Source organism: Comamonas avium, assembly GCF_014836675.1.
Classification (GTDB): Bacteria; Pseudomonadota; Gammaproteobacteria; order Burkholderiales; family Burkholderiaceae_C; genus Comamonas; species Comamonas avium.
On the sequence record NZ_JACSQK010000002.1, the window covers coordinates 246,560 to 259,034 of the forward strand.

The 12,475-nt window shown below is 59.5% G+C and carries 11 protein-coding genes; 6 read left to right on the forward strand and 5 right to left on the reverse strand.

The window, feature by feature from the left end:
- Positions 1-30: 30 nt before the first annotated feature.
- The 3 genes from H9646_RS03735 to ubiM form a co-directional block, all read right to left on the reverse strand.
- Positions 31-1,545, reverse strand: a complete 1,515-nt coding sequence (locus tag H9646_RS03735) for an acetyl-CoA hydrolase/transferase family protein (RefSeq protein WP_191721997.1) — start codon at positions 1,543-1,545, stop codon at positions 31-33.
- Positions 1,546-1,930: 385 nt separating this feature from the next.
- The gene (locus H9646_RS03740) at positions 1,931-3,223 is read right to left on the reverse strand and encodes a solute carrier family 23 protein (RefSeq protein ID WP_191721998.1); all 1,293 of its coding nucleotides are present in this window, start codon (positions 3,221-3,223) and stop codon (positions 1,931-1,933) included.
- A gap of 245 nt (positions 3,224-3,468) precedes the next feature.
- Entirely contained in the window at positions 3,469-4,755 is a 1,287-nt protein-coding gene (ubiM, locus tag H9646_RS03745; protein ID WP_225213975.1) for a 5-demethoxyubiquinol-8 5-hydroxylase UbiM, read from the reverse strand.
- Between the two features lie 230 nt (positions 4,756-4,985).
- Here ubiM and H9646_RS03750 point away from each other — a divergent pair, with 230 nt between their 5' ends.
- From H9646_RS03750 to minE, 4 genes are all read left to right on the forward strand, one after another.
- Positions 4,986-7,067 (forward strand): acetoacetate--CoA ligase, encoded by a 2,082-nt coding sequence (locus tag H9646_RS03750; RefSeq protein WP_191721999.1) that lies wholly within the window; start codon positions 4,986-4,988, stop codon positions 7,065-7,067.
- Positions 7,068-7,187: 120 nt separating this feature from the next.
- Entirely contained in the window at positions 7,188-7,940 is a 753-nt protein-coding gene (gene minC / locus H9646_RS03755) for a septum site-determining protein MinC (RefSeq protein ID WP_191722000.1), read from the forward strand.
- 66 nt (positions 7,941-8,006) lie between these two features.
- Positions 8,007-8,819, forward strand: coding sequence for a septum site-determining protein MinD (minD, locus tag H9646_RS03760; RefSeq protein WP_191722001.1), 813 nt, complete (start codon positions 8,007-8,009; stop codon positions 8,817-8,819).
- Positions 8,820-8,825: 6 nt separating this feature from the next.
- Complete coding sequence (gene minE, locus H9646_RS03765; RefSeq protein WP_191722002.1) at positions 8,826-9,089, forward strand: cell division topological specificity factor MinE; 264 nt, start codon at positions 8,826-8,828, stop codon at positions 9,087-9,089.
- Between the two features lie 86 nt (positions 9,090-9,175).
- On the opposite strand, the gene H9646_RS03770 is transcribed toward minE, so the two are convergent.
- Positions 9,176-9,679, reverse strand: a complete 504-nt coding sequence (locus tag H9646_RS03770; RefSeq protein WP_191722003.1) for a flavin reductase family protein — start codon at positions 9,677-9,679, stop codon at positions 9,176-9,178.
- Positions 9,680-10,119: 440 nt separating this feature from the next.
- Between H9646_RS03770 and azu the strand changes: the two genes are divergently transcribed.
- Both azu and H9646_RS03780 read left to right on the forward strand, forming a co-directional pair.
- Complete coding sequence (azu, locus tag H9646_RS03775; RefSeq protein WP_191722004.1) at positions 10,120-10,584, forward strand: azurin; 465 nt, start codon at positions 10,120-10,122, stop codon at positions 10,582-10,584.
- Positions 10,585-10,691: 107 nt separating this feature from the next.
- The gene (locus H9646_RS03780; protein ID WP_191722005.1) at positions 10,692-11,330 is read left to right on the forward strand and encodes an MBL fold metallo-hydrolase; all 639 of its coding nucleotides are present in this window, start codon (positions 10,692-10,694) and stop codon (positions 11,328-11,330) included.
- A gap of 332 nt (positions 11,331-11,662) precedes the next feature.
- Here the strand turns inward: H9646_RS03780 and H9646_RS03785 are convergent, their stop codons facing one another.
- Positions 11,663-12,454 carry a M48 family metallopeptidase gene (locus H9646_RS03785; protein WP_225214000.1) on the reverse strand — a complete coding sequence of 264 codons (792 nt, stop codon included), beginning with the start codon at positions 12,452-12,454 and terminating at the stop codon, positions 11,663-11,665.
- Positions 12,455-12,475: the final 21 nt, after the last annotated feature.

A 12,475-nucleotide genomic window follows, 5' to 3' on the forward strand; every position in this document is an offset into this window, starting at 1 on the left:
CCAATCAGGGCACGTAGCATGCCCGCAGCATCAAGCGCGCATGTCGCCTGTGTCGACAAAGCGCTGGTGCCAGCTCAGTGCCTCGGTCAGGATGTGAGGTGTGTGCTGTGCACCCTGACTGCGTGCACGGTCAAAGTAGTCGTGCAGCATGGGGCGGTAGTCCGGATGGGCGCATTTGTCGATGATGACTTTGGCGCGCTGCTTGGGCGAGAGGCCGCGTAAATCGGCCAGACCTTGCTCGGTGACGATGATCTGCGTGTCGTGTTCCGTGTGGTCAACGTGCGAGCACATCGGCACGATGCAGCTGACCTTGCCGTCCTTGGCTACAGAAGGTGTCACAAAGAACGACAGGTAGCCGTTGCGCGCAAAGTCGCCCGAACCTCCGATGCCGTTCATCATGCCCGTGCCCATGACGTGGGTGGAGTTGATGTTGCCGTAAATGTCGGCTTCGATCATCGAATTCATCGCAATGATGCCCAGGCGGCGCACCAGCTCGGGGTGGTTGGAGATTTCCTGCGGGCGCAAGATGATGCGTTCGCGATAGAAGTCGATGTTGTCCTCAAAGTCCTTGCAGGCTGCAGCGCCCAGCGAAATGGAGGTGGCAGAGGCCTTGCTCATTTTCCCGGTGCGCAGCAACTCCAGCATGCCGTCTTGCAGCACTTCGGTAAAGCCCAGCAAGTTTTCAAACGGGCTGTGCTGCAGGCCTGCCAGCACGGCGTTGGCGACGTTGCCCACCCCCGACTGAATCGGCAGCATTTCCTTGGGCAGGCGGCCCATCTTCATCTCGTGCGCCAGGAAGTCGATGATCGAAGAGGCAATGGTGTTGGAGTTGGCGTCGGGCGCGGCAAACACGTTGTCGCGGTCGCCCTTGTGCGTTTCCACAATCGCAATGACCTTGGCCGGATCTACCTTCAGGTAAGGCTCGCCAATGCGGTCATCGGCATGCGTCATGTTGATGGGCATGCGGCGCGGCGGAATGGCCGTGCCGTAGTAGATGTCGTGCATGCCTTCCATCTTGGCGGGCGGCTTGGTGTTCACTTCCAAAATGACCTTGTCGGCAATTTCCAGCCAGGTCTTGTTGTTGCCCACTGCGGTGGAGGGAATCAGCAGGCCATCGGCGGTTACGCCCAGCACTTCCACCACGGCCACGCTCATGGGGCCCAGAAAACCAAACCATGCATGCTGCGCCACGTGCGACAGGTGCATGTCGATGAAATCAATTTCACCAGCATTGATGGCCTTGCGCGCTGTCGGGTCGGTGTTGAAGGGCAGGCGCTGGCCCAGTGCGTGCGCATCGGCCATGACGCCATCGCATTCGGCGGCGGTTGAGGCCCCGGTCCACACATTGATTTTGTAAGGCTTGCCAGCGGCGTGCTCAGCTTTGGCACGTGCTGCAATGGCTTGGGGCAGCGCTTTGGGGTAGCCCGCACCGGTGAAGCCGCTCATGCCAACGTTGACGCCATGCGGAATCAGGGCGGCGGCGGCTTCGGCCGACATGATGCGATTGTGAAATTGTGGGTAGCGGACGCGGTCTGCCAGGCTCATCGAGGTTTCTCCAACTTTGCAAATACAAGCCACCTGCTGGGGCGGCTTTTCTAGGATGCGAGAGATGCGCAGGGGGGTGTGTATCCACCCCAATGCGGGCACGCAATAGTGCGCCTGTTGTGGTTCTGCATGCATCTCTGCAAGTCCCAATCTCCGAGGGCGATGGTATCAGTGTTAACCCTTTGCTACAGAATAGCGTGGCAGTGATTGAGCGTCTCTAACCCTTTGGAATTAATGACAGTGCAGAGAAGTGCTTGCTCACACCAATTGATTAAGGGTAAACACCTAGATTGCGACAAAGAGGCACAGCGTGTCTTCAGCACATAAAAAAACCGGCCCGTTCAAGGGCCGGTTGCACACCAGATGCTGCTGTACAGCGCGGTGATCAGTGGGTCTTGGCGCGGCTGAGCAGGGCGTACATGATGATGGCTCCAAACGTGGCGCAGCCAATGCCGCCCAGAGCGAAATCGCCAAACTTCAGGGTGAACTCGCCGGTGCCCAGAATCAGGGTAATAGCGGCCACGATCAGGTTCTTGGTGTCGGAGAAGTCCACCTTGTTGTCCACCCAGATCTTGGCACCCGCAATGGCGATCAGGCCAAAGACGACGATGGACACACCACCCATCACAGGCAGCGGAATGGCCTGAATCAGCGCGCCAAACTTGGGCGAAAAGCCCAGCAGCACCGCCAGCATTGCGGCCACCATAAACACGGCGGTGGAGTAGATGCGGGTAGCAGCCATCACGCCGATGTTTTCTGCATAAGTGGTCACACCGGTGCCGCCAGCCGAGCCAGAGACCATGGTGGCCACACCGTCACCGATGAATGCGCGGCCCATGTACTTGTCCATGTCCTTGCCGGTCATGGCCGTGACGGCCTTGATGTGGCCCAGGTTTTCTGCCACCAAGATGATGACCACAGGCACGATCAGCAGCATGGCGTTGGCTTCAAACACCGGGCTGTGGAAGGTGGGCAGGCCCACCCAGGCGGCGTTGGCAATGCCGCTGACATCGATGGGTTTGCCCAGACCCATGCCGTTGGTCAGCACAGCGTAGATGATGCTGGCCACAATCAGGCCAATCAAGATCAGCAGGCGCTGCAGCATGCCCTTGGTGAACACGGCCACCAGTGCTACGGATACAAAGGTCACAGCCTGCATCCACGCATCGAAGTTGCTGGCCGCCATGTTCTTGACGGGAATAGCTGCCAGGTTCAGGCCAATCACGGCCACCACGGCGCCAGTGACAACAGGTGGCATGAAGCGCTCAATCCAGCCTGTGCCAATGATGTGCACCAGCACCCCGATCAGCGTGTAGACCAGGCCGCACATGATGATGCCGCCCAGCGCCACACCAATGTTGCCGTTGGCACCCTGGCCGGCAAAGCCGGTAGCGGCAATGACCACACCGATGAAGGCGAACGAGGAGCCCAGATAGCTGGGCACTTTGCCGCCTGTGATCAGAAAGAAGATCAAGGTGCCGATACCGCTCATCAGCACGGCCACGTTGGGGTCAAAGCCCATGAGGATGGGTGCCAGCACGGTCGAGCCAAACATGGCGATCACGTGCTGAATACCCATCAGGCTGGTCTGGCCCCAGGGCAGACGTTCGTCTGGCCCGATAACACCGCCGTTTTGCAGCACGGCGGAGGACTTTTCAGTCCAGGAAAACATTCCCATTTTTATTGCTCCGTAAAAATTGCTGGCGCGATGTTAGAGGCTTTCCTCCGTGCGCGACATGACCATGCAGCGCACACGTGCCTGCCTGTCAGCTAAGGGATAGCAGACAACGTGCCAGCGTGATTTTTACGAAACTCTATTTTTAGGAGCTACTGACGCCTATGTGTGCTTGACTTCAATGTGAAATGCATTTGAAAACAAGCGTGCATGGGCGTAAGGCACTCATATCTTTGACGGTGGTTTTTTCAGCGGCTGTTGCGCGGAAAAAACGGCGGGCGCGGCAACTGGCGGCTGATCAGTGCCCAGGGGCTGCGCCCGGTGAGCTGCGCCACGATGGCAGCCTTGACGGGCGGCATGCGGCGTGAGACCTGAATGAGCGCCTGGCGCACCAGGCGGGGCACAGGGCGGGCATCGGTAAACAGTTTGACCACCGTATTGGTGCCCTGAAAGATGGGCCATGCGTGGCGGTGGTGGCCTTGGGCATAAGGTGCCAGCACGCTGGCCTTGCCCCAGTCTTGCCCGGCAGCGTGTGCTGCGACGATGACTGCCGTCAGTCGCTCTACGCCAGACAGTCCCAGATTAAAGCCGTGCGCTGTGACCGGGTGCATGCCTACGGCAGCGTCACCCAGCAGGGCAAAGCGTTCGCCGCTGAAATGGTGTGCGTAAGTGGCCACCAAGGGGTAAATGTGGCGCTCGCCTACCAGCTGCATGTTGCCCAGGCGGTGCTGAAAGTGCTGCTGCACGTGGGCCGCAAAGTCCTCGGGCGACAGCTGCATGAGCTGCTGCGCATCGGCAGAGTCGGTGGTGACCACGGCAGAGCACAGCAGTTCGCCGGTCTCAGGGTCGGGCTGCACCGGCAAGATGGCCAGGGTGCGGTCGTAGCCAAAGCACTCATGGGCCTTGTCTTCGTGCGGCTGGGTGTGGCTCAGACGGCAGACGATGACGCTGCGGCCAAAGTCCGTCATCTGCGCGCCCACGCCCAGCATGCGGCGCACGGCAGAGTAGCGGCTGTCTGCGGCCACAACCAGCGGAGCAATCAATGGTGCGGCATCGACGCGTGCACCCTTGTCCTCTGTGGTGTAGTGCACTTCGGCGTGGGTGCTGCAGGTGTTGACCTTGGTGACGCGTGCGCCAGTAATCAGCTTGATCCCGGCGGTGCTGCTGGCCACGTCCCAGGCCGTGCGGCGCAGGGCGTGGTTGGGCACGATGCGGCCCAGATAATCGGTGCCGCTGCCTTCAGAGACGATGTCCAGCGTCGTGCGCTGGCCCACGGGGCCGTCGTGCACGATGGCTTCGCGGATGGAGCCAATCTCGTGGTCGTGCAGGCGCGCCCAGGTGCCCAGGCGCTGCAAGGTCTGCACGCTGGGGTGGGTCAGGGCGATTTCGCGCCCATCGGGGGCGGGGTTGGCCAGTTGAGCTTCGTCTTGCAGTTCCAGAACCGTGGCTTGCAAGCCCGCATGGGCCAGGGAGATGGCGAGCGAAAGGCCGGCAGGACCTGCGCCCACGATGAGGACATCGGTGTTCATGGACATGTGTGCAATCACTGTGGAAGTGGGCCTATTGTGGCCCGGTCGGAGGGCTGTCTTTGTCAGTGCTGACGGCGCATTGTGCGTCGATTTGACTGGCTGGTGGCTTGCACTGCATCAATGGCATGGCATGGGTGCGACTTCTTGAGAAACCGGATCAGCGGTAGAAAGCTTGCCGTTTGTCAATCCGTGGCGCTGGCATGGTGCGCTACCAGACACCCCGCTAGGCTGTAGGCATGCCTACATCTACACCGACTGAAATCCGCCGCATTCCCATGATTCGCCGCTACCAGACGTGGCTGGAGCAGCAGCGTGGCCTGCGTTTTGACAGCTATGACGCGCTGTGGCAATGGTCGGTGACCGATCTGGATGCTTTCTGGCAAAGCGTGTGGGATTACTTTGAGATGCAGTCACCCACGCCGCACAGTGCCGCCTTGGGCCGCAATGTGATGCCGGGGGCGCAGTGGTTTCCGGGGGCGCAGGTGAACTACGCGCAGCAGGTGCTGCGCCATGTGGATGCCGCGCATGCGGCAGGCATGCCTGCTGTGGTGATTGAAAATGAGCTGGCACAGGTCAGCGAGCTGTCGTGGCCCGAGCTGCGCCGTCAGGTGGCTTCGCTGGCCTTGCACCTGCAGGCGCAAGGTGTGCAGCCCGGTGATCGTGTGGCTGCGTATTTGCCCAACATTGCGCAAACGATTGTGGCTTTCCTGGCCGTGGCCAGCGTGGGCGGTGTGTGGAGCGTGTGCTCGCCCGACATGGGCACCGCTGCGGTGCTCGATCGTTTCAAGCAGATTGCACCCAAGGTGCTGATTGCGGTAGATGGCGTGTACTACGCAGGCAAAGCCATGGACCGCGGCCAGATTGCCAGTGAGCTGCGGGCACAGCTGCCCACCGTAGAGCACATGCTGGTGTTGCACACGCCCTTTGCGACGCAGCCTGTGGCCGATTGCGCCAGCTGGAGAGATGCCGTGGCCCGCGACGATGCCGCGGTGGCTGCGTTCACCCCGCAATGGCTGCCGTTTGATCACCCCCTGTGGATTGTGTATTCCAGCGGTACGACGGGCCTGCCCAAACCCATCGTGCACGGCCACGGCGGCATTGTGCTGGTGGCGCTGGCCATGAAAGCCCTGCACAACGATGTGGGCTGCAGCTACGACCCGGCCAGCTGGGGCGAGCGCTTTCACTGGTACAGCTCGACCGGCTGGGTGATGTGGAACTCTCAGGTAGCAGGCTTGCTGGGCGGCACCACCTGCGTGATTTTTGACGGCAGCCCCGGGGGCAGCAAAGACCAGCCGGACTGGGGTGTGCTGTGGCGCTTTGCCGCGCGCCATCGGGTGACCAGCTTTGGTGCGGGCGCTGCCTTTTATGCCAACTGCATGAAAGCCGGGCTGGATCTGGCTGCCTGTGGTGACCTCAGCCGCATCACGGGCCTGGGGAGCACGGGCTCGCCTTTATCGCCCGATGTTCAGGCGTGGGGGACGGAGCAGTTTGCGCGCATGGGCACGCCTGATATTTGGTGGAACAACCTGTCTGGAGGTACCGACTTCTGTGGTGCCTTCATTGGCGGCAACCGCGAACTGCCCCTGCACGTGGGAGAAATGCAATGCCGCATGCTGGGCGCGGCAGTGCAGGCATGGAACGAGGCGGGAGAACCCGTGAGCGAGGCTGTGGGCGAGCTGGTATGTACCCAGCCTATTCCGTCAATGCCTTTGTATTTTTGGGGTGACCAGGGCAACCAGCGTTATCTGAGCAGCTACTTTGACATGTACCCGGCAGGCCATGGCCGCCAGCCCGGCGGTGGAGATGGCGCGCCAGAGATGGGCGGCGTATGGCGCCACGGTGACTGGCTCAAGGTCAGCCGCGATGGCGGCTGCACCATCTATGGCCGCAGTGATGCCACCATCAACCGCCATGGCCTGCGTATGGGCACCAGCGAAATCTACAGTGCGGTAGAAGCTTTGCCCGAGGTGCTGGACAGCATGGTGGTGGACCTGGAATACCTGGGGCGCGAGAGCTTTATGCCCATGTTTGTGGTGCTGCGAGAGGGTTTGCTGCTGGATGATGCCTTGCGCGCCAGACTGGCGGCCGCCATCCGGCAGGCCTTGTCACCGCGGTTCGTGCCCGATGAAATCGTTCAGGTGGCAGAGATTCCACGCACGCTGACTGGTAAAAAGCAGGAGCTGCCGATCAAGAAGCTGCTGCTGGGCCAGCCGCTGGCCAAAGTGGTGAACCAGGACACCATGGCCAACCCCGGCAGCCTGGGGTGGTTTGTGGACTATGCACAGCAGAAAAAACAGGCCCATGCAGCCCCTGTCTGAAAAAGGTGGGTATGCACCTTGTGGTATGGCACCGATGGTGCCGTATTGGCTGTATAAGCTTGCGGGGTACACTTCGTACGTTTTGAGTTCGCGCCCCTTCTTCTAACCGCACTCCTCACCATGGCCGTTGACTCGCAGGGCGTAGCCCGATCCAGCTTTGATCTTAAAAGTGCACAGCTTGCCGTGATGGCCGTGGCATTGCGGGACACCCAAGTCTCGGTGCTGGCAACGGATCTGGCGCAGCGCTTGGCAGACGATCCCGATTTCTTCGACAACGACCCTGTGTTGATCGACTTGCAGCATGTGCGTGACAGCACAGATGCCATTGATTTCCCCAAACTGATCAAGCTGCTCAAGCGCCACCGCACGGTGCCGGTGGCGGTGTGCAATGGTTCGGTCGAGCAAATGGCGGCAGCCCATGCCGCAGGCCTCATGCCCGCTCCAGACGCGCACCCGGTGCGCACCAAGGAAGTGGTGCGTGAGGTGGAGGTGATCCGTGAGGTAGAAGTGCTGCGCGAAGTGCCAGCCCCCGCGCCCAATGCCATGATTGTGGACAAGCCCCTGCGCTCGGGCCAGCAGGTCTATGCACGAGGCTGCGATCTGGTCGTGATGGCGGTGGTGAGCTATGGTGCCGAAGTGATTGCTGACGGCAATGTGCACATCTATGCCCCTTTGCGTGGGCGTGCAGTGGCGGGGGCTCGAGGCAATACAGAGGCCCGTATTTTCAGCACCTGCATGGAGCCGCAACTGCTGTCGATTGCAGGCAATTACCGGGCGCTGGAAGACGACTTGCCCAAAAACATTGCGGGCAAGCCTGCACAAGCCCGTCTAGAGGGTGAAAAATTGGTGATTGAGCCCATGCGTTTAGCATGAGGCCTCAGCCGCAGTCCCCTCTGAACCGTATTTTTACAAGATGCTTCTTTAAGGAATCCCGCAAACATGGCCAAAATTGTCGTAGTGACCTCTGGTAAAGGTGGCGTTGGCAAAACCACCACAAGCGCAAGTTTTGCTTCTGGCCTTGCTTTGCGCGGCCACAAGACCGCCGTGATTGACTTTGACGTCGGTCTGCGCAATCTGGATCTGATCATGGGCTGCGAGCGGCGCGTGGTGTATGACCTGATCAACGTGATTCAGGGTGAGGCCAACCTCAACCAGGCGCTGATCAAAGACAAGCAGTGCGACAACCTGTTTGTACTGGCTGCTTCGCAAACCCGCGACAAAGATGCACTCACCCAAGAAGGGGTGAAGAAGGTGCTGGATGATTTGTCGGCCATGGGCTTTGAGTTCATCGTGTGCGACTCTCCAGCAGGCATTGAAAGCGGCGCGCTGCTGGCCATGCATTTTGCCGATGAGGCGCTGGTGACCACCAACCCCGAAGTGTCTTCCGTACGTGACTCGGACCGCATTTTGGGCATGCTCGGCTCCAAGACCGACAAGGCGATGAATGGGCACAGCGTGAAAGAGCATTTGCTGATCACACGCTACAACCCCAACCGTGTGGAAGACGGCCAGATGCTGTCGATCCAGGACATCGAAGACATTCTGCGTATCCCGCTGATTGGCGTGATCCCGGAGTCAGAAACGGTGCTGCAGGCCTCTAACCAGGGCGTGCCAGCCATTCACATGGATGAATCCGATGTGTCTGAAGCCTATAAGGACGTGATTTCTCGCTTTCTGGGAGAGGACAAGCCCATGCGCTTTACCGAGGCCCACAAGCCCGGGTTTTTTAAACGCATCTTTGGCGGGAGGTAAGTAGCTATGTCCATTATTTCCATGCTCTTGGGTGAGAAGAAAAAAACCGCGTCGGTGGCCAAGGAACGTCTGCAAATCATCTTGGCGCGCGAACGCGTCGGCGGCTCAGGTTTTCAGCCCGACTACCTGCCGGCCTTGCAGCGCGAGCTGATGGCGGTGATCTCCAAATACGTGTCCATCAACCCCGAAGACATCAAAGTACAGCTGGAACGCCAGGAAAACCTGGAAGTGCTGGAAGTGAAAATCGAGCTGCCAGACGTGCCGCGTTAAGCGCCAGCCGCTCACTGCAGCCACAAAAAAACCGCAGCACCCTGGTTTGGGTCTGCGGTTTTTTTTATGCAGACAGTGCAGTGCGATCAGCGCATTTTGCCGCTGTGGTACAGCAGCGGGCTGGCGTTGGCCGCATGGCGGCAGTCCTGCACTTCTCCCACCATGATGAGGTGATCGCCTTCCGGGTACTGGCTGCGTGCACGGCATTCAAAGGTGGCCAGCGCGTCTTCTAGCAAGGGCACGCCATGCGCATTGGGCTGCCATGCCACGCCTGCAAACCGGTCAATGCCCCGCTGGGCGAACTGCAAAGCCAGATCCTTGTGGTGGCTGGCCAGCACATGGATGGCGTAATGGCTGCACTGTGCAAACGCCTGGTAGCTGCCAGCGCTGCGGGCCACGCTCCACAGCACCAGTGCGGGGTCCAGAGAGACCGAGTTGAACGAGCTGACCGTCATGCCCACCGGATGGCCCTGTGCGTCCACAGTGGTGACCACCGTCACGCCAGTGGTGAACTGACCCAGGGCATTGCGAAAGTCTCGTTCGGTGAAGGTGGGCGGAAGAGCAGGGACCGCAAGAGGGGATGTATTCACAACAGCGCAAATCGAAGAAGAGAATAAATTATGCAAAGTGCGGCAGAGCGATGTGTGGGTGGGGCTAATACAGGCGCATGCTAGCTGGTCTGCTCACGTGCCAGCACGCTGTGCGTGCCCGCAATCCGCTGGGTTAGTCGCATTGGATACAGCTGGTAGCAATGGCTGTGTTTTTTGATAGCTACCAGCGCTTTGTTTTTAATGATTTCAAAGTCATTTATATCTGAAATCATTTGCAGGTAAGCGATGATAGCTATTTAAATAAAAGCAGAGCATTGGCCTGAGGTGTTATCACCTTTGATGCGAGTCAAAAAATAACAGCTAAAAGGCGTGATTTGTTGCATGTAGGTTTGGTAATCGGTCTTTTTGAAGGCACATCTTGCAAAATTTGGAATCGATGCAGTTTTTTGCTGCTGCCTCACCTTGAACGACTCCAAAGGATGTTGACCGTGAAGAAGACTTTGATGACTGTGGCCGTGCTGGCTGCTGGTGCAATCGCAACCCCTGCCATGGCCGCAGACTGCGCCATCACCATCGAGGGTAATGACCAGATGCTGTTTAACATCAAAAGCGTAGAGGTGCCCAAGGCCTGCACCAAATACACCATGACCCTCAAGCACACCGGCAAGATGCCCAAGTCGTCCATGGGCCATAACATTGTGCTGACCACCACTGCTGACGCCAATGCTGCCGCCGCCGATGGCATGAAGGCGGGGGCAGCAGCGGAATACGTCAAACCGGGGGATACCCGTGTGATCGCTTTTTCCAAGGTGATTGGCGGGGGCGAGAGCACCACGTTTGACTTTGATGTCTCCAAGCTCAAGGCGGGTACGGAGTACACCTACCTTTGCTCCTTCCCCGGTCACTCGTTCATCATGCGCGGTGTACTCAAGCTGGGCAGCTAAGTTGCCGTAGCTGGGATGCCAAGCCTTGTGCCATGTTGATGCACAAGGCTTTTTGATGTGCCCGGCATGCTCCACAATGGCTGCCAAACCGGATATCCACTTGCCCCATGCTCCACTATCACACCCTGCCTGTTACCGCATTCCAGCAAAACTGTTCTTTGGTGTGGTGCGACCAGTCCAAAGATGCAGCGGTCATTGACCCAGGCGGAGAGCTGGAAACCATAGAGTGGGAGATTGAGCGGCTGGGCCTGAACCTCAAGGCCATCTGGCTGACGCATGGGCACATTGACCATGCAGGGGGCGTGGCAGAGCTGGCGGCCCGCCAGCCGCTGGACATCATCGGGCCGCATGAGGGCGATCGTTTCTGGATCGACGGCCTGCCCCAGCAGGGTGAGATGTTTGGTTTTCCACCTGCGCAATCGTTTGAGCCGACGCGCTGGCTGCACGATGGTGACACCGTGCGCGTGGGTCAGGAAACTTTGCATGTGCGGCATACCCCCGGCCATACGCCCGGGCATGTGGTGTTCCACGCGCCGCAAATTGATCGCTGCTTTGTGGGCGACGTGCTGTTTGCAGGCAGCATCGGGCGCACCGATTTCCCCCAAGGCAACCACCAGCAGTTGATCGACTCCATCGTTCAGCGTCTGTGGCCCATGGGAGACCAGACGGTGTTCGTGCCCGGCCACGGCCCGGAAAGCAGCTTTGGCCGTGAGCGCAAGACCAATCCTTACGTGGGCAACACCTGAGAAGTTTTTTTCAGCATGCAGGGCGTCAGCAAGGCTTCTTAGGCTGAGTGGGTCGGTGCATTCAAATTGCTGAAAAGCTCTTTTCAGTGCTGTGAACAATGCCACCCTTGCCGTGTGCTGGCTGGCTGACTGAGCAGCGCAGACGAAGGTGCGGTGACGGTGACCGGATGTGGACTGCCAGAAAAGGCAAGTCTGTACAAAGGTGCACGAACACTGGTTTTTGGCAGCTCGCGGGTTTGATTTGCCTGGCCGCACAGTACGGCTCGACTGCGGCTTTACATCTGTGATGTGTCCCACTGCAAAGCTTCAAGGTCCGGGGGCTGCACGCCCCCTTAGCGCTGCGTGCGCGCTGCCTGGTACAGCGCTTGTACGCGGGGGACGTTGCGCTGCAATTCGCGAATGCGTTCCGGGCCGCTGGGGTGGGTGGAGAGGAAGGCCAGACCATTGGCACTACTGCCCGTAGCGTTGCCCATTTTCTGCCACAGCGTGACCGAAGCATTGGGGTTGTAGCCAGCGCGTGCCGCAATCTCCAGACCGACCAGATCGGCGTCACTTTCGTCGTTGCGGCTAAAGCGCAGGCTCAGCAACTGGCCGCCCAGACGGGCGGCGTAGTTGCCCATGTCGCCCAGCCCCAGCAACTGCGCACCCAGTGAGATGCCAATGCTGGTGGCCGAATTTTTAGCCAGTTGCTCGCGCGAGTGTTCGCGCAGTGCATGGGCCATTTCGTGGCCCATGATCATGGCAATTTCGTCATCCGTCAGTTTGAGCTTGTCGATGATGCCGGTGAAAAAAGCGATCTTGCCGCCGGGCATGCAAAAAGCGTTCACGTCATCGCTGCGAATCAGCGCGACTGCCCAGCGCCATTGCTGCGCGCGCTCGTTCCATGCATAGGTGTGTGGAATCAGGGCGTTGGCAATGCGCTGCAAACGCTGGCTTTGTGCGTTGCTGGCGGCGACCAGAACACCTTTGGCCTTGGCTTGCTCGATCAGCTCGGCATATTGCTGCTCTGCTGCGGCCTCCAGTTCCTGCGCAGGAATCAAATGGCGCAAGCGCGATGCTTCGCCCACTTGCACCTGTGTCCAGGCCGGCGCGGCCGCCGACGCAGCGGCCACGCCGCCGAGCATTAAAAATGCCCGGCGTGCTTG